At 56.7% G+C, this 19542-nt stretch carries 20 protein-coding genes; 6 read left to right on the forward strand and 14 right to left on the reverse strand.

The window, feature by feature from the left end:
* Positions 1-3: 3 nt before the first annotated feature.
* From ruvA to aspS, 5 genes are all read right to left on the reverse strand, one after another.
* Positions 4-618, reverse strand: coding sequence for a Holliday junction branch migration protein RuvA (gene ruvA, locus APU11_RS20985; protein WP_013096085.1), 615 nt, complete (start codon positions 616-618; stop codon positions 4-6).
* A gap of 81 nt (positions 619-699) precedes the next feature.
* Positions 700-1221, reverse strand: a complete 522-nt coding sequence (ruvC, locus tag APU11_RS20990; RefSeq protein ID WP_013096083.1) for a crossover junction endodeoxyribonuclease RuvC — start codon at positions 1219-1221, stop codon at positions 700-702.
* A gap of 34 nt (positions 1222-1255) precedes the next feature.
* Positions 1256-1996 carry a YebC/PmpR family DNA-binding transcriptional regulator gene (locus APU11_RS20995; protein WP_013096082.1) on the reverse strand — a complete coding sequence of 247 codons (741 nt, stop codon included), beginning with the start codon at positions 1994-1996 and terminating at the stop codon, positions 1256-1258.
* A gap of 27 nt (positions 1997-2023) precedes the next feature.
* A complete protein-coding gene (gene nudB, locus APU11_RS21000; RefSeq protein WP_023620451.1) occupies positions 2024-2467 on the reverse strand; it encodes a dihydroneopterin triphosphate diphosphatase in 444 nt (147 codons plus the stop codon).
* Position 2468: 1 nt separating this feature from the next.
* A complete protein-coding gene (aspS, locus tag APU11_RS21005; protein ID WP_013096080.1) occupies positions 2469-4241 on the reverse strand; it encodes an aspartate--tRNA ligase in 1773 nt (590 codons plus the stop codon).
* Between the two features lie 264 nt (positions 4242-4505).
* Between aspS and APU11_RS21010 the strand changes: the two genes are divergently transcribed.
* From APU11_RS21010 to cmoB, 5 genes are read left to right on the forward strand one after another with little or no spacing between them, the layout of a single operon-like run.
* Positions 4506-5072 carry a hydrolase gene (locus APU11_RS21010; protein ID WP_058650810.1) on the forward strand — a complete coding sequence of 189 codons (567 nt, stop codon included), beginning with the start codon at positions 4506-4508 and terminating at the stop codon, positions 5070-5072.
* Entirely contained in the window at positions 5069-5887 is an 819-nt protein-coding gene (locus tag APU11_RS21015; RefSeq protein ID WP_013096078.1) for a DUF72 domain-containing protein, read from the forward strand. The genes APU11_RS21010 and APU11_RS21015 overlap by 4 nt, the downstream gene beginning before the upstream one ends.
* 50 nt (positions 5888-5937) lie before the next feature.
* On the forward strand, positions 5938-6333 hold the full coding sequence (locus APU11_RS21020; RefSeq protein ID WP_013096077.1) for an MAPEG family protein: 396 nt from the start codon (positions 5938-5940) through the stop codon (positions 6331-6333).
* Positions 6334-6373: 40 nt separating this feature from the next.
* Positions 6374-7117 carry a carboxy-S-adenosyl-L-methionine synthase CmoA gene (gene cmoA, locus APU11_RS21025; RefSeq protein ID WP_013096076.1) on the forward strand — a complete coding sequence of 248 codons (744 nt, stop codon included), beginning with the start codon at positions 6374-6376 and terminating at the stop codon, positions 7115-7117.
* Positions 7114-8085 carry a tRNA 5-methoxyuridine(34)/uridine 5-oxyacetic acid(34) synthase CmoB gene (cmoB, locus tag APU11_RS21030; RefSeq protein WP_013096075.1) on the forward strand — a complete coding sequence of 324 codons (972 nt, stop codon included), beginning with the start codon at positions 7114-7116 and terminating at the stop codon, positions 8083-8085. The genes cmoA and cmoB overlap by 4 nt, the downstream gene beginning before the upstream one ends.
* Positions 8086-8347: 262 nt before the next feature.
* Here cmoB and cutC read toward each other — a convergent pair whose 3' ends face one another.
* Both cutC and APU11_RS21040 read right to left on the reverse strand, forming a co-directional pair.
* On the reverse strand, positions 8348-9091 hold the full coding sequence (cutC, locus tag APU11_RS21035) for a copper homeostasis protein CutC (RefSeq protein ID WP_029882316.1): 744 nt from the start codon (positions 9089-9091) through the stop codon (positions 8348-8350).
* Between the two features lie 78 nt (positions 9092-9169).
* Positions 9170-9730 (reverse strand): VOC family protein, encoded by a 561-nt coding sequence (locus APU11_RS21040; RefSeq protein WP_038979737.1) that lies wholly within the window; start codon positions 9728-9730, stop codon positions 9170-9172.
* Positions 9731-9968: 238 nt separating this feature from the next.
* Between APU11_RS21040 and argS the strand changes: the two genes are divergently transcribed.
* The gene (gene argS / locus APU11_RS21045; protein ID WP_029882318.1) at positions 9969-11702 is read left to right on the forward strand and encodes an arginine--tRNA ligase; all 1734 of its coding nucleotides are present in this window, start codon (positions 9969-9971) and stop codon (positions 11700-11702) included.
* 39 nt (positions 11703-11741) lie between these two features.
* On the opposite strand, the gene APU11_RS21050 is transcribed toward argS, so the two are convergent.
* The 7 genes from APU11_RS21050 to cheY form a co-directional block, all read right to left on the reverse strand.
* Positions 11742-12881 (reverse strand): glycoside hydrolase family 105 protein, encoded by a 1140-nt coding sequence (locus tag APU11_RS21050; protein ID WP_038979744.1) that lies wholly within the window; start codon positions 12879-12881, stop codon positions 11742-11744.
* A 4-nt stretch (positions 12882-12885) separates the two neighbouring features.
* Positions 12886-14469, reverse strand: coding sequence for an MFS transporter (locus APU11_RS21055; RefSeq protein WP_020687644.1), 1584 nt, complete (start codon positions 14467-14469; stop codon positions 12886-12888).
* A gap of 260 nt (positions 14470-14729) precedes the next feature.
* Positions 14730-15122, reverse strand: a complete 393-nt coding sequence (locus tag APU11_RS21060; RefSeq protein WP_029882321.1) for a flagellar protein FlhE — start codon at positions 15120-15122, stop codon at positions 14730-14732.
* Complete coding sequence (gene flhA, locus APU11_RS21065; RefSeq protein WP_020687642.1) at positions 15122-17200, reverse strand: flagellar biosynthesis protein FlhA; 2079 nt, start codon at positions 17198-17200, stop codon at positions 15122-15124. Before flhA ends, APU11_RS21060 begins: the two co-directional genes overlap by 1 nt.
* Entirely contained in the window at positions 17193-18341 is a 1149-nt protein-coding gene (gene flhB, locus APU11_RS21070) for a flagellar biosynthesis protein FlhB (RefSeq protein ID WP_013096066.1), read from the reverse strand. The genes flhA and flhB overlap by 8 nt, the downstream gene beginning before the upstream one ends.
* Before the next feature lie 145 nt (positions 18342-18486).
* Positions 18487-19131 (reverse strand): protein phosphatase CheZ, encoded by a 645-nt coding sequence (gene cheZ / locus APU11_RS21075; protein WP_013096065.1) that lies wholly within the window; start codon positions 19129-19131, stop codon positions 18487-18489.
* Positions 19132-19141: 10 nt separating this feature from the next.
* Positions 19142-19531, reverse strand: coding sequence for a chemotaxis response regulator CheY (gene cheY / locus APU11_RS21080; RefSeq protein WP_060578715.1), 390 nt, complete (start codon positions 19529-19531; stop codon positions 19142-19144).
* Positions 19532-19542: the final 11 nt, after the last annotated feature.

Genomic DNA, 19542 nt, shown 5'->3' on the forward strand with positions numbered 1-19542 from the left:
ACCTCACAATGCAGCGCGCAGCGCTTCACGAATCAGAGTTTCACTGCTGGCATCCGGTTTGGCAATTTTGCTCACCATTCGGCTGGCCTCCTGAGGTTTATAGCCCAGCGCCACCAGCGCGGCAACCGCTTCCTGCTCGGCATCATCATCCGACACAGGCGCACCCGGCGAAGTCAGCACCAGATCGGCAGCAGGGGTAAAGAGATCGCCATGCAGACCTTTAAAGCGGTCTTTCATCTCAACAATCAGGCGCTCTGCCGTTTTCTTACCAATGCCCGGGAGCTTAACCAGCGCGGCAGGATCTTCGCGCTCAACGGCATTGACGAACTGCTGGGCGGACATACCGGAGAGAATGGCCAGCGCCAGCTTCGGCCCGACGCCGTTGGTTTTAATCAGCTCGCGGAACAGGGTGCGTTCCTGTTTGTTGTTGAAGCCATAGAGCAGTTGAGCATCTTCACGCACCACAAACTGGGTAAAGACAATCGCCTCTTTGCCCGCGTCCGGCAGCTCGTAGAAGCAGGTCATTGGCATATGGACTTCATAGCCCACGCCGCCCACTTCCAGCAGCACTAACGGGGGTTGTTTTTCAATGATGATGCCTCTGAGTCTGCCTATCACGTGACGCTCCTGCGTTCTGGAAAATTATTGATTTGCGACATAATAAAAAAAGGCTGGATAAACATCCAGCCTGATTTCTCATTATCGTAACCTGCCTCGCGCCAGATTGAGCCGCGACTCGCTCATTTGCATCGCGTTCTGGCTGACATGACAGTGGGTGATCGCAATTGCCAGCGCATCGGCGGCATCGGCCTGCGGGTTCGCGGGGAGCTTCAACAGGGTACGCACCATGTGCTGCACCTGGCTTTTCTCCGCGCTACCAATCCCCACCACCGTCTGCTTGACCTGTCTTGCCGCGTATTCAAATACCGGAAGATCCTGGTTCACGGCAGCAACAATTGCCACGCCCCGCGCCTGACCGAGCTTTAACGCCGAATCGGCGTTTTTCGCCATGAAGACCTGCTCGATGGCGAAATAGTCAGGCTGAAACTGGGTGATAATCTCCGTCACACCTGCATAAATGAGCTTCAGTCGCGACGGCAGATCTTCAACTTTAGTGCGAATACAGCCACTGCCAAGGTAGGTTAACTGGCGTCCAACCTGACGGATAACGCCGTAACCGGTGACGCGTGAGCCGGGGTCAATCCCAAGGATAATCGACATCACGCGTCTCCCGTAAACGGTTTAAACGCTCTCATCAGAGAGTCGCTGCAACCTCATCAGAGATCTCACCGTTGTGATACACTTCCTGCACGTCGTCGCAGTCTTCAAGCATGTCGATCAGACGCAGCAGTTTTGGTGCCGTTTCAGCATCCATATCCGCTTTGGTGGACGGGATCATGGAGACTTCAGCGTTGTCGGCTTTCAGGCCCGCCGCTTCCAGCGCATCACGTACTGCGCCCATCTCTTCCCACGCGGTGTAGACATCGATAGCGCCATCGTCGAAGGTCACTACGTCTTCCGCACCCGCTTCCAGCGCCGCTTCCATGATGACATCTTCGTCGCCTTTCTCGAAGGAGATGACGCCTTTTTTGCTGAACAGGTACGCTACAGAACCGTCAGTCCCCAGGTTCCCCCCGGTTTTGGTGAACGCATGGCGCACTTCTGCAACGGTACGGTTACGGTTGTCGGACAGACATTCAACCATTACCGCGGTGCCGCCAGGACCGTAACCTTCATAAATGATGGTTTCCATGTTCGTGTCTTCATCACCGCCCACGCCACGAGCGATAGCACGGTTCAGGGTGTCACGCGTCATGTTGTTGGACAGCGCTTTATCTACTGCCGCACGCAGACGTGGGTTAGACGCCGGATCGCCGCCGCCCAGACGCGCTGCTGTCACCAGCTCGCGAATGATTTTGGTAAAGATCTTACCGCGCTTGGCATCCTGTGCCGCTTTGCGGTGTTTGGTGTTGGCCCACTTACTATGACCTGCCATAAAAAGTTCTCCAAAAATCGCGCCTTTTCAGGCTGCGTTAATTACAAATTCTTCAATCGCCTGCCGGTTGCTCCACGATTTGGTCAGTGCGGCGGCATCCGCCGCATCCACCCAGCGGTAGGTCAGATGTTCAGTGAACACGATCTCCCGTTCGTGAGGGAGCGCGAGACAGAACCACGATTCCGTGTTGCGCTCGATACCCGGTGCATAGCGATGACGTAAATGGCTAAAAATTTCGAACTCCACCGTGCGCTGACAGTCCTTCAGGGTCAGTTGCTCGCAAGCAACGTCAATGGTGACCTCTTCCTTTACTTCACGCGCGGCGGCCTGCGGCGCGGTTTCGCCCTCTTCCAGACTGCCGGTAACCGACTGCCAGAATTCAGGGTCATCGCGCCGCTGCAACATCAGCACCCGCTTCGTGTCCTGAGCGTAAATTACAACTAAGACAGAAACGGGACGCTTATATGCCATATCAGTTTTTCTCTTCCTTTTTCACCACGTCGATACCCAGCTCAGCCAGCGCGGCCGGGTTAGCGAAGCTTGGCGCTTCGGTCATCAGACACGCCGCTGCGGTGGTTTTCGGGAAGGCAATAACGTCACGGATGTTGTCGGTGCCGGTCAGCAGCATAGTCAGACGGTCGAGACCGAATGCCAGGCCTGCGTGAGGCGGCGTACCGTACTTCAGCGCATCCAGCAGGAAGCCGAACTTCTCGCGCTGTTCCTGTTCGTTGATGCCCAGAATGCCGAACACCGTCTGCTGCATCTCACCGCTGTGAATACGCACGGAGCCGCCGCCCACTTCATAGCCGTTGATAACCATATCGTAGGCGTTCGCGACTGCCTCTTCCGGTGCCGCTTTCAGCTCTGCCGCCGTCATGTCTTTTGGCGAGGTGAACGGGTGGTGCATGGCAGTCAGGCCGCCTTCACCGTCGTCTTCAAACATCGGGAAGTCGATAACCCACAACGGCGCCCATTTGCTCTCGTCGGTGAGGTTCAAATCTTTGCCCAATTTCAGACGCAGCGCGCCCATTGCATCGGCAACAATTTTCTTGTTGTCAGCGCCGAAGAAGATCATGTCGCCATCCTGTGCGCCGGTGCGCTCAAGGATCGCTTCTACAATCTCCGCGTTCAGGAACTTCGCCACCGGGCTGGTGATACCTTCCAGACCTTTCGCACGCTCAGTTACTTTAATATAGGCCAGACCTTTCGCGCCGTAGATCTTGATGAAGTTGCCGTAGTCGTCAATCTGCTTACGGCTAAGCGCTGCACCGCCCGGTACACGCAGGGCTGCTACGCGGCCTTTCGGATCGTTAGCCGGGCCGGCAAACACCGCAAACTCAACGGATTTCACCAGGTCAGCAACGTCCACCAGCTCCATAGGGTTACGCAGGTCTGGTTTGTCGGAGCCGTAACGACGCTCGGCTTCGGCGAAGGTCATAATGGGGAAGTCGCCCAGCTCCACGCCCTTCACGTCATTCCACAGGCTGCGCACCAGCGCTTCCATCACTTCACGCACCTGCTCAGCGGTCATGAAGGAGGTTTCCACATCGATCTGGGTAAATTCTGGCTGACGGTCAGCGCGCAGGTCTTCGTCACGGAAGCATTTTACGATCTGATAGTAGCGATCGAAGCCGGACATCATCAGCAGCTGTTTAAACAGCTGTGGAGACTGCGGCAGCGCGTAGAATTTGCCTTTATGAACGCGGGATGGCACCAGGTAATCGCGCGCGCCTTCCGGCGTGGCTTTGGTCAGCATCGGGGTTTCGATATCGAGGAAACCGTGGTCATCCATAAAGCGACGCACCAGGCTGGTGATTTTCGCACGGGTTTTCAGGCGCTGTGCCATTTCCGGGCGACGCAGATCCAGGTAGCGGTATTTCAGACGCGCTTCTTCAGTGTTGACGTGGTTGGAGTCCAGCGGCAGCGCTTCAGCACGGTTGATGATCGTCAGATCGGAGGCCAGCACTTCAATGGCACCGGTCGCCATATCTGCGTTGACGTTTTTCTCGTCACGCGCACGTACGGTGCCGGTGACCTGAATGCAGAACTCATTACGCAGCTCAGAAGCCAGCTTCAACGCGTCCGCGCGATCCGGATCGAAGAACACCTGAACGATACCTTCGCGGTCGCGCATATCGATGAAGATAAGGCTACCAAGATCACGACGACGGTTGACCCAACCACACAGGGTCACCTGCTGTCCGACGTGGGACTGACGCAGCTGCCCGCAATATTCTGTACGCATGAGATATCCCTTAATTAGCCGCAGGCTAAATGTCGCCTGGTATGCAGGCTACTATGTCGCAGCTTTCTGTATGTCACAACTGGATGAAAAAAGGCGGCTATTATACTGGAAATTCCGCCGGACGATAAGAGCGAAGCACGGCCAGACGCACGTTTGCTGCGCTCTTATTGCGCATTCTCACAAAAATTAACAAAATTATCCGACCGATAACAGGCCATAACGTCGTAAGGTGTAACGGAAGCGATTCATTTAACTGGAGTTACCATGCTGACACTTGATGCCCGCAAAACCGCCCTGGTGGTGATTGATCTACAGGAAGGGATCCTTCCCTTTGCCGGCGGCCCGCACACCGCTGATGATGTCGTCAGCCGTACCGCCCGTCTGGCGGAAAAATGCCGCGCCAGCGGCGCACCGGTTGTCATGGTGCGCGTTGGCTGGTCGACCGATTTTGCCGAAGCGTTAAAACAGCCGGTTGACGCCCAGGCGCCCGCGCACGCCCTGCCGGACAACTGGTGGACGTATCCGGTCTCGCTCGGTAAACGCGACAGCGATATCGAAGTGACCAAACGCCAGTGGGGCGCCTTCTATGGCACCGACCTGGAGCTGCAGCTGCGCCGCCGCGGTATCGACACCATTATCCTGTGCGGGATCTCCACCAACATTGGCGTGGAATCCACCGCCCGTAACGCCTGGGAGTTGGGCTTTAACCTGGTGATTGCCGAAGACGCATGCAGCGCGGCTTCTGCGGAACAACACCAGGGCAGCATGACCCATATTTTCCCGCGCATCGGTCGCGTGCGCAGCACGGATGAGATTTTAAGCGCGTTATGATGTATGTGGGCCTGCCCCAGTGGTCGCACCCGAAATGGGTGCGCCTTGGCATAACCAGCCTTGAAGAGTACGCCCGGCACTTTAACTGCGTGGAGGGTAACACCACGCTGTATGCCCTTCCCCGGGCAGAGATTGTCGAGCGCTGGCGGGATCAAACCACGGATGATTTCCGCTTCTGCTTTAAATTTCCGGCAACCATCTCCCATAACGCCGCCCTGCGTAACTGCGGTGATTTAACCGAAGAGTTTTTTGGCCGAATGTCGCCACTGGCAAACCGTATCGGCCAGTACTGGCTGCAGCTTCCCGCCACCTTTGGTCCGCGCGATCTGCCCGCGCTCTGGCCATTCCTTGATGGCCTGCCCCGGGACTTTACCTACGGCGTTGAAGTGAGACATCCTGAATTTTTTGCCAAAGGCGAGGTGGAAAAAGCACTCAACCGGGGATTGCATGAGCGCTCAGTCAACCGCGTTATCCTTGACAGTCGTCCTGTTCACAGCGCAATTGCGCATAACGAAGCCATTATTGATGCCCAGCGCAAGAAGCCCAAAGTCCCGGTCCACGCTATCGTAACCGCGCACAATCCGATGGTCCGGTTTATCGGCAGCGACAATATGCAGCAAAATCAGGAGATGTTCGCCGTCTGGCTGCACACGTTAGCGAAATGGGAACAGACCACCACGCCGTATCTCTTTTTACATACGCCGGATATCGCCCAGGCACCCGAACTGGTCGATACGCTCTGGCAGGCCCTGCAAACCGCGGTTCCGTCGCTCGGCAGCGCGCCGTCCATCCCACAACAATCTTCTCTTTTCTGAGATCACGCCATATCATAGAGACGCCATCTGCCAAAACACAGGGAGTTTGTATGGTCAGCGCGTTGTATGCGGTGCTAGGTGCATTACTGCTGATTAAATTTTCATTTGATGTTGTGCGACTCAGAATGCAGTACCGCGTCTCATACGGCGACGGGGGGTTTTCCGAACTGCAAAGCGCTATCCGTATCCACGGCAACGCGGTTGAGTACATTCCGGTGGCACTCATTTTGCTGCTGTTTATGGAGATGAATGGCGCCGAAACCTGGATGGTACACATTTGTGGCCTGCTGCTGATTGCGGGTCGGTTAATGCATTATTACGGCTTTCACCACCGCTTATTCCGCTGGCGTCGTTCCGGCATGAGCGCGACATGGTGTTCGCTTTTGCTGATGGTGCTGGCTAACCTTTGGTATATGCCGTGGGAGTTGGTTTTCTCCTTCCGTTAGCGCACAATACGCCACTTTATTTTTCCCGGATTTTTACGTTATGTCAGATCGCGACACGCTTTTTTCCGCGCCTATCGCCAGCCTGGGCGACTGGACCTTCGATGAACGGGTAGCCGAAGTCTTCCCGGATATGATCCAGCGCTCTGTTCCCGGTTATTCCAATATTATCTCCATGATCGGCATGCTGGCTGAGCGCTTCGTTCAACCCGGCACGCAGGTGTATGACCTGGGCTGCTCGCTCGGCGCGGCAACGTTGTCGGTACGTCGTAACGTTCATCACGAAGGCTGTAAAATCATTGCCGTCGATAACTCCCCGGCGATGGTTGAACGCTGCCGCCGTCATATTGATGCCTGGAAAGCGGCAACTCCGGTCGAGGTCGTTGAAGGCGACATTCGTGACATCGAAATCCACAACGCCTCGATGGTCGTGCTGAATTTTACCCTGCAGTTCCTGGTGCCCGATGACCGCCAGCGGCTGCTGGACAAAATTTATCAGGGCCTTAACCCCGGTGGCGCGCTTGTGCTGTCTGAGAAATTCAGCTTTGAAGACGCGACCGTCGGCGAACTGCTGTTCAACATGCACCACGATTTCAAACGTGCAAACGGCTACAGCGAGCTGGAGATTAGCCAGAAACGCAGCATGCTGGAAAACGTGATGCTGACGGACTCCGTGGAAACCCATAAAGCGCGTCTGCGCCAGGCAGGCTTTGAGCACAGCGAACTGTGGTTCCAGTGCTTTAACTTTGGCTCCCTGGTGGCGCTGAAAGCTGAGGACGCGGCATGATTGAGTTCGGTAACTTCTATCAGTTGATTGCAAAAAACCATCTCTCCCACTGGCTGGAGACGCTGCCTGCGCAGATTGCCACCTGGCAGCGCGATCAGCAGCATGGGCTGTTGAAGCAGTGGTCAAATGCGGTGGAGTTTCTGCCGGAGCTGACGCCTCACCGTCTGGATCTGCTGCACAGCGTCACGGCCGAAAGCGCAGAGCCGCTGCCCGCCGGGCAGATTAATCGCATCGAAACGCTGATGCGTAACCTGATGCCGTGGCGCAAAGGACCGTTTTCGCTCTACGGGGTGAATATCAATACTGAATGGCGCTCCGACTGGAAATGGGATCGCGTGCTGCCGCACCTCTCCGACCTGACCGGGCGTACCATTCTGGACGTCGGCTGCGGTAGCGGTTACCACATGTGGCGCATGATTGGCGCGGGCGCGCATTTAGCCGTTGGCATCGACCCGATGCAGTTGTTCCTGTGCCAGTTCGAAGCCGTGCGTAAGCTGCTGGGTAACGACCAGCGCGCGCATTTGCTGCCTCTGGGCATTGAGCAACTGCCCGCGCTGAAAGCGTTTGATACCGTCTTCTCCATGGGCGTGCTTTACCACCGCCGTTCCCCGCTGGAGCATTTATGGCAGCTGAAAGATCAGCTGGTCAGCGGCGGCGAACTGGTGCTGGAAACGCTGGTGGTCGAAGGCGATGAAAATACCGTTCTGGTTCCCGGCGATCGTTACGCGCAAATGCGCAACGTCTACTTCATTCCTTCCGCGCTGGCGCTGAAAAACTGGCTGGAGAAGTGCGGATTTGTGGATGTGCGCATCGCCGACGTCTGCGTGACCTCCATCGAGGAGCAACGCCGCACGGAGTGGATGGTGACCGAATCGCTGGAGCAGTTCCTTGACCCAACCGACCACAGCAAAACCGTTGAAGGCTATCCGGCGCCAATGCGTGCGGTGTTGATTGCCACGAAGCCGTAGCCTTTTAGCCGGGTGGCGGCTGCGCCATACCCGGCCTGGTCATCGCAGGTTTTCTCCAAAATATTTCAAGTTGCAGCAAGGCGGCAACGCAGCGAATCCCCAGGAGCTTACATCAGTAAGTGACTGGGGGGAGCGAGGCAGCCAACGCAGCTGCGGCTTGAAATATGAAGGAGAAAAAAAGGCCCCTGTGTAATTGGCAGGGGCCTGGTACAAGCAAGCATCATATTGGGCGACATGATGCGCGGTAAAAATCGGTACGTTGCTACACGTGATGACGTTCAATCAGCGATTTCATTTCCGCAACCGACTCTCCATCTACACCGTAGCGTGAGTACTCATCCGCTTCAGCATCCGTCGACATAGACAACCCTGTATTGCGATAACGCATGGGCGACGGTATCCATTTCCCGGCAGAGCTGTGAAGCTCTTCCACCCCGGCGTTTAAAAACAGTTCCAGATTGCTGGCACGGACTCCCGCACCCGCCATTATTATTGGAACACCGGAATGTGCTTTTAGTTCCGTAATTAATTGCAGTCCTTTTTCAGCCGACGACTGCTGACCCGATGTCAGCACACGCGCCACGCCAAGTTCCGCAAGGGTATCAAAGGCTTGCAATGGGTTTTTACACATATCGAACGCGCGATGAAATGTTACCGCCATCCCCTTTGCGGCCGCCATTACCTGGCGCATCCGCGGTACATCGACGTTACCTTCTTCATTGAGCAGTCCCGTCACCAGCCCCGGAAAACCCAGATCGCGAACAAGGGCGATATCGTCAAGCATGGCATTGAACTCACCTGCCGTGTAACAAAAATCACCGCCCCGAGGACGAATGATAGGGTGTACCGGAACGGTGACAGCCTGACGGGCAGACTTCAACACACCGTACGAGGGCGTTAACCCCCCTTCTTTCGGTGCCGCGCACAGTTCAATGCGGTCAGCCCCCCGCTGTTGCGCCGTCACGGCACACTCCACGCTGTAACAGCAAATCTCCAGCAGCGCCATCCACTCCTCCTTTAATTTCGCGTAATGCACCATCATGACACGCCGCTCCCGGTCGGTCTTCGCGTGTCGTCACAACGCTTACTCTTCGCTGGCAACAATCTGTTCTATCGTCCAGGTATGGAACTTCACCGTCACCTGTCCGTCAGTCACGGCCAGCGTCGGGTTCGGTAAACGCTCGCGCTCGCCTTTTGGTGAACTCGTTTTCACAAAGATACCCGGCTTGCTCAACCCCTCATCAGACAGCAGCGCCAGCGCGCGCGCATTCAGCGTTTCGGGCTCGCCTGGCAGCACGATTTCGATGTGCTCCCAGCCTTCATGCGGGTAACGTTTTTCTCCCGGCCACGGCAGTTCAACAACGCTAAACTGCCAGTGCGCTACGCAGACCGGCTCATGCAGTTTAAACAGACAGATAGGACGGCCGTTGATGATGTTCTCAGAGAGCAGTTCCCCGCACTGTTCAAACCCGCGACGCCAGCGCTCGGCGGTGGCGTTCTGATGACAGCGCAAGGAGATGTGATCGGCCTCAAGCGGTGCGATGTCCAGACCAAGACGGGTGGCAAGTTCTGTGAACGCCTGGGTGAAGCGCGGTAAATCTGCGGAAATATCATGCAGTTCGTCAATGGATTGCCAGTTCGCCATAAGTCAGTCTCTTATCGTGTCGCAAAGCCGCTAATTTACTCTGTTGCCCCCTTTTGACCAACCGCGGAATGACGCTTTTTATCACTGCATGATTATGCATGCTTTCTTAGCCTGGATTCTGCGCAATCTTCGCCCCCCGCAATGCTGACGCCAGAAGGCATTTGCAGTATACTCCCGCCCTCATTCTTTAACTGGCGCGGGTGGCAGTCAGCCCGCATCAAAAACGTAAGGTATCCAGGTGAATATTCAGGCTCTTCTCTCAGAAAAAGTCAGTCAGGCACTGATTGCCGCAGGTGCGCCTGCGGATTGCGAACCGCAGGTTCGTCAGTCAGCGAAAGTACAGTTTGGCGACTATCAGGCTAATGGCGTGATGGCAGTGGCTAAAAAACTGGGCATGCCGCCGCGACAACTGGCTGAGCAGGTGCTGACTCATCTGGATCTCACCGGCATTGCCAGCAAAACCGAAATCGCTGGTCCGGGCTTTATCAACATTTTCCTTGAGCCGGCCTTCCTGGCAAGCCACGTTGACGCAGCGCTGAAATCTGACCGTCTGGGCGTAACCCAGCCAGAGCCACAGACCGTGGTGATTGACTACTCCGCGCCAAACGTCGCGAAAGAGATGCACGTTGGCCACCTGCGCTCCACCATCATCGGTGACGCGGCAGTACGCACCCTTGAGTTCCTCGGTCACAAGGTGATCCGCGCGAACCACGTGGGTGACTGGGGTACCCAGTTCGGTATGCTGATTGCTTACCTGGAAAAACAGCAGCAGGAAAACGCGGGTGAAATGGCGCTGGCGGACCTGGAAGGGTTCTACCGTGAAGCCAAAAAACACTACGACGAAGATGAAGCCTTCGCCGAGCGCGCGCGTAGCTATGTGGTGAAACTGCAGGGCGGCGACCCGTATTTCCTGGAGATGTGGCGCAAGCTGGTGGACATCACCATGTCCCAGAACCAGCTCACCTATAACCGTCTGAACGTCACCCTGACCCGCGACGACGTGATGGGTGAAAGCCTCTATAACCCAATGCTGCCGGGCATTGTGGCTGACCTGAAGGCCAAACATCTGGCGGTTGAGAGCGAAGGCGCAACGGTCGTATTCCTTGATGAGTACAAAAACAAGGAAGGCGAACCGATGGGCGTGATCATCCAGAAAAAGGATGGCGGCTACCTCTACACCACCACCGATATCGCCTGTGCGAAGTACCGTTACGAAACGCTGCATGCTGACCGCGTGCTGTACTACATCGACTCCCGTCAGCACCAGCACCTGATGCAGGCGTGGACTATCGTGCGTAAAGCCGGTTATGTTCCCGATTGCGTACCGCTGGAACACCACATGTTCGGCATGATGCTGGGTAAAGACGGCAAGCCGTTCAAAACCCGTGCGGGCGGTACGGTGAAGCTGTCCGACCTGCTGGACGAAGCGCTGGAACGCGCCCGTCGCCTGGTGGCAGAGAAGAACCCGGATATGCCGGCCGAGGAGCTGGAAAAACTGGCGAACGCCGTGGGTATCGGTGCGGTGAAATACGCGGATCTCTCCAAGAACCGTACCACCGACTATATCTTCGACTGGGACAACATGCTGGCGTTTGAAGGTAACACCGCGCCGTACATGCAGTATGCCTACACCCGCGTGCTCTCGGTGTTCCGTAAAGCGAATATCGATGAAAGCGTGCTGGCGAATGCGACCGTCACCATTACCGAAGATCGCGAAGCCCAGCTGGCGGCCCGTCTGCTGCAGTTTGAAGAGACGCTGTCCGTGGTTGCGCGCGACGGTACGCCGCACGTGATGTGTGCTTACCTGTACGATCTGGCCGGTCTGTTCTCCGGCTTCTACGAGCACTGCCCTATTCTGTCTGCGGAAAATGAATCGGTCCGCAACAGCCGCCTGAAGCTGGCGCAGCTGACGGCGAAGACCCTGAAGCTGGGTCTGGATACCCTGGGTATCGAAACCGTAGAACGTATGTAATACAAAAAACCCGGCTATCATCGCCGGGTTTTTTTATGATCAGAAGTACTTCCGCAAATACTCCGTCAAACAGAGGATTGCCATTGCCTGACCGTACGGCATCGACGTCAGCGGGATCTGGCGGTAAAACTCCAGATCGCTCCCCATCCCGGTTCCGAACGACGTTTGCAGCAGCTCCCCTTCCGGCGAGATGTTTTTCACAATCCCTCTGATGGCTTTCTCCGCGACATCAGCGTATTCCGCCGCCACATAGCGTTTACGCACGGCCTTAAGAATACCGTAGGCAAAGCCTGCCGTGGCCGACGCCTCCAGGTATGAGTCTGGGTCGTCGAGCAGCGTATGCCACAGGCCACTGTCGTCCTGACATGTCGCCAGCGCGGCAATCTGCGCATTGAGCACCTGCGTCAGATAACGGCGCACGGCGTTGTTTTCCGGCAGATCGACCAGTTCGAGGAAGTCCGGGATCACAATGGTGAGCCAGCTGTTGCCACGCGCCCAGCGGGCATGGGCAAAGTTATGGTTGCCGTCATAGTTCCAGCCGTGGAACCACAGCCCGGTCTCCCGGTCCATCAGGTTCTGCACGTGCAGCAGGAACTGGTACACCGCCTCCTCAACGTATTCCGGTTTGTTCAGCAGCTTGCCAATTTTGGCCAGCGGCAGGACCGTCATCATCAGCGTGTCATCCCACATCTGCTGCGCGTTCTCTTCCGCCAGGGTAATGTGCTGCATGCCGCCGTGTTCGGTACGCGGCATCTCATGCATCGCCCACTCCGCCCAGCTCTCCAGCCACGGCAGCCAGGCCGGATTTCGGGTCTCTTCATAGCGGTACGCCAGCGTCAGGAACGGCGACATGGTATTCACGTTTTTGGTGGTTGCCCCTTGTGCAAAACGGTCCGCAAACCAGCTGTCGATAATGTCGCGCATCCCGTCGTCGCCGGTCTGGCAGTAGTACTGCCAGATACCGTACAACGCGACGCCGTGCGTCCACTCCCACCCTGCCCAGCCTTTGGTATCTATGACGCGCCCGTCGTCCAGCCGCAGCAAAAATTCACCCGTTTTGTCGTGGATATTGACCAGGTTATGCGTCACCTTCTGAATCAGCGATTTCAGCTCGTCCCTGGCGATAAAACGCTCTGGCTGACGCAGCAAGGGGCTATGTTTGACAGGCCAAATTTTCATCATCTTAACCTCTGTTGTATGTCGAATTCAGTACCGCACGTCCCTTCAGCGAAGGAGCCGCTGGTTTATTGCGATTGAGATAACCAATGTTGTTATTCCCCCACAAGGATTCGAACGGCATACCGGCCAGCATTTCCACGGTGGCGCGGGCGTGCGGGGTGGCCGCTTCAGGCATGGCGCGGCCCGATTCGCGCATTTTCGCGGTCTCTTCGCGCAGCGTGCTGTGGGTTTGTAGATTGAGCCTGAAGCGCAGGGAGACCAGGAAGCCACAGAACAGCACCAGAAGGGTTCCCACGCTCAAAATCAGCAGAATGGTGTGGCTGACTTCAGCAGGCTGGGTTTTCTGACCGCTGACAAAGCCGGACATCTGCATCACGATGCCCACCAGCATTACCGCACCGGCCTGAGACGCTTTTCGGGTCAGTGTCATGATACCGGCGAAGATGCCCTCACGACGCTGGCCGGTGATCACTTCGTCCACGTCAGCAATGTAGGTATAGGTGTTCCACGGCACATAGTTGATACCGCCGCGACCAAGACCGGCAACCGCGGAGATAAGCAGCAGCAAAGCGTAAACGTCGCTCAGCCCGGCATAATACAGCACGGCGTAGGAGAGAGAGGCCAGGCCAAACAGCACCACCACCATGCGGTAAGACGGCGCAGGCCCAAAGCGAATGCACAGCGGGATCATCCCAATCACGGCAAGGAACTGGAAGATGGCCATCGTGCCCAGCAGGTTCGATGCCATTGACGCCTCCTGCATTAGCACAAACACCACGTAATAGGTAAAGACGGCGTTGAAGACGTCCTGCGCAATGTAGCCGCCGAGGTACATGCCCAGGTGCTGACGGAAAATCTTGATGCGCAGCGTCGAGCTTAACTCCACAAACAGGCGATTCAGGCTCTGGCCCAGGGTCAGTTTTTTCTTCTCTTCTTCCGCGCGCAGGGCCGCTTCGGACCACTCCTCGCGCGGGCGCTCCCAGGTGAAGAACCAGACAAAGGTCAGCATCAGCGCGCACAGCACCGAGAAGACCAGGCTTGCGTAGAAGAATGAAATCGCGTTGTCTTTACCAAAGTGGGTCAGCAGGATCCCCGGCAGGAACGAAGCCAGGATAGCGGACATCTGCGCCATCGAAATACGCGCACCGGAGAATTTCGTTTTCTGTTTAAAGTCATCGGTCATCTCCGGGACCAGCGTTTCATACGGCACCAGAATCATGGTGTAGACGATATCGAAGACCAGATAGGTCAGCAGGTAGTACCAGAAATTCATCTCCCCAACCCACATCAGGGAGTAGCTGAAGACGCAGGGAATGCCGAGCAGAATAAAGAATTTGCGACGGCCAAAGCGTTTGCCCAGCCAGGTGGTGCCAAAGTTATCGGTTAAAAAGCCCATCAGCGGGCTGACCACCGCGTCCAGCACCCTTGCAGCAGCAAAAATAAAGGTCGCTTCAATCGGTGTGAGTCCACAGAAGGTCGTATAAAAATACAAAAGCCAGGCCGCCGTCAGCGCGGTCGTTCCCGCGCCGAGGAAATCCCCTGCCCCGTATGCAAGATAGTTTGCGAGTCCAATTTTTCGTGTTTTCATTGCCGTCAACCCTAATCAGTTTTAGGAGACCCCCTGTAAGCAAACCTCGTCCGGGAGTTTTTACACGGCTACAGTAGAATTAACGCACTGTGGAAACCTTTCTGTTTCTGCCATCACACCGCAAAGGCTGGCAAAAATGCAAAGAGTGTCATTACGTGCATCACTGATTTATAAAACAGCGTTTCTATTACTTCAAAAGGCGAGGTCATTTTTGCGAGCCCGCTATCATAAACGTTGATAACGGGCGTTGAGGCAGGCAACTAGCGGTAGTTAACGATAACGGAATTACTCTGCACCTTGAGCGCCGGGATCAACCGCCCGCCGCCCGGCACTTCCCAGATAAAGCGTAAAGGTTCTACCGCAGGTACGCCGTTAAACGCCTGGGTAGTGCCGCTCTCTCCGTCAATTTCCGTGCAACGGCTCTGGGAGCACAGACGCACCTGCAGCCCGGCAGGCGTCGGGCCAATCAGCGAGTAGTTCCACACCACCAGGCTCATCTGACCGGATACCGGTTCAGAAGGTGCCAGCGGGCGCGACGACATCGCCACGCCACGGTTGCTGAGGGTCACGCCGATGCTGCTGGCCTGCCAGCTCCCTTCGCCCGCGGCCTGCGCCACCAGCGGGAAGAGTAATAGCCCTAACCACTTACGCATTATTTACCTCCAATCGTCGCCGTCATACGAATATGGCGATTATCAGACAGCTCCAGATTCGACAGCACCACCAGCTGGTTCAGGCTACGGCGCAGGAAGCGTGACAGCAGCGGACGCAGCGCATGGTTCACCAGCAGCACCGGCGGTGCACCCAGCATCTCCTGACGCGCCAGCGCCTCCTGTGTTTGCGCCAGCAGACGGTCAGCCAGACCCGGCTCCAGCCCGCCACCGCCCTGCAGGGCCTGCAACAGCAGACGTTCCAGCGGCGTATCCAGGCCAATCACCTGCACTTCACCGGTGCCCGGGAACCACTGCTGGGTGATCGCGCGGCCCAGCGCCACGCGCACCACCGCCGTCAACTCATGCGGATCGCTTTGCAGCGGCGCGTGCTCGGCGAGGGTTTCCAGAATGGTGCGCATATCGCGGATCGGCACTTTTTCATCAAGCAGGTTCTGCAGCACCTTATGCAGGGTGGTCAACGTCAGCACGCCCGGTACCAGATCCTCCGTCAGCTTCGGCATCTCCTGGCTCACGCGGTCGAGTAACTGCTGTGCTTCCTGACGGCCAAACAGCTCTGCTGAGAACTGTCCAATCAGGTGGTTAAGATGGGTAGCCACCACGGTACTGGCCTCCACCACGGTATACCCCTGAATTTGCGCCTGCTCTTTGAGCGCGCTTTCAATCCAGATAGCGGCCAGACCAAACGCGGGATCGATGGTCTGTTCACCCGGCAGCGTACCGGCGGCTGTGCCCGGGTTAATCGCCAGCCAGCGGCCTGGATACGCATCACCGCTGCCAATCTCAACCCCTTTCATCAGAATACGGTAGCGGGCAGGCGGAAGATCCATGTTGTCGCGGATGTGCACAACCGGCGGCAGGAAGCCCATATCCTGGGCGAACTTTTTCCGGATACTGCGGATGCGGCCAAGCAGTTCGCCATCCTGCTGGAAATCGACCATCGGGATCAGACGGTAACCCACTTCCATCCCCAGCGAATCTTCCAGCTGAACGTCGTTCCAGGTGGCTTCCACGGCCTGCGTGTTCTCCGGCATTTTTACCGGTACAGGTTCTGCCGCGGGTTTCATTTCACGGCCACGCATCCACCAGGCAAGGCCCAGTAATGCTGCCGTGAACAGCAGGAAAACCAGGTTCGGCATGCCCGGCACCAGGCCGAGCAGGCCCAGCACCGCCGCCGCCAGCAGCATGACGCGCGGGTTGCTGAACAGCTGGCCAACCATCTGCTCGCCAACGTCCTGATCGGTACTGACGCGGGTAACAATAACGCCCGCGGCGGTAGAAATGACCAGCGCCGGGATCTGCGCAACCAGACCGTCACCAATGGTCAGCAGCGTATAGCTTTCAGCCGCCTGGCCCATGCCCATGCCATGCTGCAGCACCCCAACAAGCAGGCCACCCACCACGTTAATCACCATGATGAGAATGCCCGCGATGGCGTCACCGCGCACAAACTTACTCGCACCGTCCATTGAGCCGTAGAAGTCCGCTTCCTGGGTCACTTCCGCACGGCGTTTTTTCGCTTCATCTTCCGCGATAAGCCCGGCGTTAAGGTCAGCGTCGATCGCCATCTGCTTACCCGGCATCCCGTCCAGCACAAAGCGCGCACCCACTTCCGCAATACGCCCTGCACCTTTGGTGATAACCATAAAGTTGATGATAACGAGGATGACAAACACCACGATGCCGATGGCAAAGTTACCGCCCACGAGGAAGTGGCCAAAGGCCTCAACCACTTTGCCCGCCGCTGCCGCGCCGGTGTGGCCTTCCATCAGGATGATACGCGTGGACGCCACGTTCAGCGCCAGTCGTAACAGGGTGGTAAACAGCAGGATGGTCGGGAACGCCGCAAACTCAAGGGTACGCTGGGTGAACATCGCCACCAGCAGCACCATGATGGACAACGCAATGTTGAAAGTGAAAAGCAGGTCGAGGATGAATGCCGGCAGCGGCAATACCATCATCGACAGGATTAGCAGGATGAGGATCGGCCCGGCAAGGATTTGCCATTGGGTCGATTTCAGGTTGCCGGGCAGGCGCAACATTGCCACCAGATTAGCCATCAGTGTCCTTCTCGTTCATAAAATCCAGCGCAGCAGGCACCGGAAGGTTCTCAGGTTTGACAGGTCGTTGACCGCCAGCCAGACGCCAGCGTTTCAACTGCCATACCCAGGCCAGCACTTCCGCCACGGCGGCGTAGAGTTGTCCTGGGATCTGTTGTCCAATTTCCGCGTGGCGGTACAACGCACGCGCCAGCGGCGGCGCTTCCAGTATTGGCACCCGGTTTTCCGTGCCAATCTCGCGGATGCGCAGGGCGATTAAGCCCGCCCCCTTCGCCACCACTTTCGGCGCGCTCATTTTGTTTTCGTCGTACTGCAGCGCGACGGAATAGTGGGTCGGGTTGGTGACGATAACGTCGGCTTTCGGTACATCTTCCATCATCCGTCGACGGGCGGCGGCGCGCTGCATCTGGCGGATACGCCCTTTCACGTGCGGGTCACCTTCCATCTGCTTATATTCGTCACGGATATCCTGACGGGACATGCGCAGTTTTTTGAAATGGCTGTACAGCTGGAAGATGACGTCGAACCCCACCATCGGAATAATGCTGAGGACCACCAGCAGCGCGCAGAGTCCGACCAGATTCAATGCATTGCTCATCGCGGTCAGAGGCGACTCGCTGATAAGCCGCATCATTTCCGGCCAGTTGTGCCACAGGTAAAACCCCGCGGCACTGCCCATCAGCGCCGCTTTGAGGATGGCTTTAAGCAGTTCTGCCCCGGTCTGTGCGGAGAACATTTTCGCGATGCCGGACAGCGGGTTCAGTTTGGAAAATTTTGGTTGCAGCGATTTGGTGCTAAAGACCAGACCGCCAAGCATCACCGGCGAGATCAGCGCGACCAGCACCACCCCGGTAATCAGTGGCAGCAGTGCGACCATGGCCCCTTTAATAAGCTGAATAATCTGGCTGAGGATAAGGTTTGGGTCGTTGACCATACTGTGGTCGAAACGTAATCCGGCAGAGAGCATCCCCGCCAGTTTTCGGGCGAGCGACTCCCCACCCCACCAGATGATGCACACACCCACAATAAGTATCAGCAAGGATGTCAGCTCTCGGGATCGGGGGATCTGCCCTTCCTCACGCGCTTTTTCAAGTCGGTGGGGTGTGGGGGCTTCTGTCTTGTCGTCGTTCTCTTCTGCCACAGTGCATGCTCAGCCCATTACGTCACGGGTATCATGCCAGCGCAGAGGAAATCCAATGGCGGGAAAAGCCCGTTTATTCGGGCTCTTTTCGGTGATTCTGCGTTAACCGCCTCAGGCGCATGCACACCTGAGGCGGTAAGGCGTATCAGAAGCCGAGACTGTCCAGCAGGTCGTCTACCTGATCCTGGCTTGCCACAACGCCCGCTTTGGTGGCGTCGAGCTGTGGGCCATTAAGCAGGCTTTCATTCTCGCGTTTCGGACGTGCAGCCGGTTCCGGGATGTTTTCCAGCAGCACCATCAGCAGCTGACGTTCAATCTCCTGAATCACATCCATCATGCGCTTGATCACCTGACCGGTCAGGTCCTGGAAATCCTGCGCCATCATGATGTCCAGCAGCTGAGCGTTGGTGAAGCTGGTGTGGCCCGGTACATCGCCCAGGAACTGACGGGTATCCGTCACCAGCTCGCGGGCATCCGCCAGCTCGATAGGATTCTCAAACCACTCATCCCAGCGTTTGGTCAGCGCTTTTGCGCCCTTTTCCATCGCATCCTGGTGCGGTTGTGACGCTTCAACGCTGTTCAGCGCACGTTCAGCCGCTTGCGCGGTCATCTGCACAACGTAGTCCAGACGGTCACGCGCATCAGGAATCGCTTCCGCCGCTTCTGCGATTGCCTGGTCCAGCCCCAGTTCACGCAGGCTGTCACGCAGCATGCGTGTCAGGCTGCCGATGCGGGCAATGATATCGCTGGGCGAATGTTCTTCAACGGGTTTCATAGCAGGTTGCATCATAACCAACACCTCACATGCCGAGTTTCTCGAAGATCTTACCGAGCTTCTCTTCCAGGGTCGCCGCGGTGAATGGCTTCACCACATAGCCGCTTGCGCCCGCCTGTGCAGCGGCAATGATGTTCTCTTTTTTCGCTTCTGCGGTCACCATCAGCACCGGCATAGAGGCCATGCCTGCATCCGCGCGGATGGTTTTCAGCAGTTCCTGACCATCCATATTCGGCATGTTCCAGTCAGAGATAACAAAACCAAACCCGCCCGCCTGCAGTTTGTTCAGCGCATCCACGCCGTCTTCTGCTTCTTCAACGTTGTTGAAGCCCAGCTCTTTCAGCAGGTTACGCACAATGCGACGCATGGTGGAAAAGTCATCCACAACCAAAAACTTAAGCTCTTTATCCGCCATAAAATAATACT

This window comes from Enterobacter sp. 50793107, assembly GCF_001463365.1.
GTDB classification, from domain to species: domain Bacteria; phylum Pseudomonadota; class Gammaproteobacteria; order Enterobacterales; family Enterobacteriaceae; genus Enterobacter; species Enterobacter cloacae.

Excerpts from the sequence above, each read along its gene's own strand:
- APU11_RS21055 (WP_020687644.1), bottom strand. The coding sequence starts at position 14,469 with ATGAAAACACGAAAAATTGGACTCGCAAACTATCTTGCATACGGGGCA.
- APU11_RS21020 (WP_013096077.1), top strand. The coding sequence starts at position 5,938 with ATGGTCAGCGCGTTGTATGCGGTGCTAGGTGCATTACTGCTGATTAAA.
- ruvC (WP_013096083.1), bottom strand. The coding sequence starts at position 1,221 with ATGTCGATTATCCTTGGGATTGACCCCGGCTCACGCGTCACCGGTTAC.
- cheZ (WP_013096065.1), bottom strand. The coding sequence starts at position 19,131 with ATGATGCAACCTGCTATGAAACCCGTTGAAGAACATTCGCCCAGCGAT.
- cmoB (WP_013096075.1), top strand. The coding sequence starts at position 7,114 with ATGATTGAGTTCGGTAACTTCTATCAGTTGATTGCAAAAAACCATCTC.
- APU11_RS21010 (WP_058650810.1), top strand. The coding sequence starts at position 4,506 with ATGCTGACACTTGATGCCCGCAAAACCGCCCTGGTGGTGATTGATCTA.
- cutC (WP_029882316.1), bottom strand. The coding sequence starts at position 9,091 with ATGGCGCTGCTGGAGATTTGCTGTTACAGCGTGGAGTGTGCCGTGACG.
- APU11_RS21040 (WP_038979737.1), bottom strand. The coding sequence starts at position 9,730 with ATGGCGAACTGGCAATCCATTGACGAACTGCATGATATTTCCGCAGAT.
- nudB (WP_023620451.1), bottom strand. The coding sequence starts at position 2,467 with ATGGCATATAAGCGTCCCGTTTCTGTCTTAGTTGTAATTTACGCTCAG.
- cheY (WP_060578715.1), bottom strand. The coding sequence starts at position 19,531 with ATGGCGGATAAAGAGCTTAAGTTTTTGGTTGTGGATGACTTTTCCACC.
- APU11_RS21060 (WP_029882321.1), bottom strand. The coding sequence starts at position 15,122 with ATGCGTAAGTGGTTAGGGCTATTACTCTTCCCGCTGGTGGCGCAGGCC.
- APU11_RS20995 (WP_013096082.1), bottom strand. The coding sequence starts at position 1,996 with ATGGCAGGTCATAGTAAGTGGGCCAACACCAAACACCGCAAAGCGGCA.
- cmoA (WP_013096076.1), top strand. The coding sequence starts at position 6,374 with ATGTCAGATCGCGACACGCTTTTTTCCGCGCCTATCGCCAGCCTGGGC.
- APU11_RS21050 (WP_038979744.1), bottom strand. The coding sequence starts at position 12,881 with ATGAAAATTTGGCCTGTCAAACATAGCCCCTTGCTGCGTCAGCCAGAG.
- aspS (WP_013096080.1), bottom strand. The coding sequence starts at position 4,241 with ATGCGTACAGAATATTGCGGGCAGCTGCGTCAGTCCCACGTCGGACAG.
- flhA (WP_020687642.1), bottom strand. The coding sequence starts at position 17,200 with ATGGCTAATCTGGTGGCAATGTTGCGCCTGCCCGGCAACCTGAAATCG.
- APU11_RS21015 (WP_013096078.1), top strand. The coding sequence starts at position 5,069 with ATGATGTATGTGGGCCTGCCCCAGTGGTCGCACCCGAAATGGGTGCGC.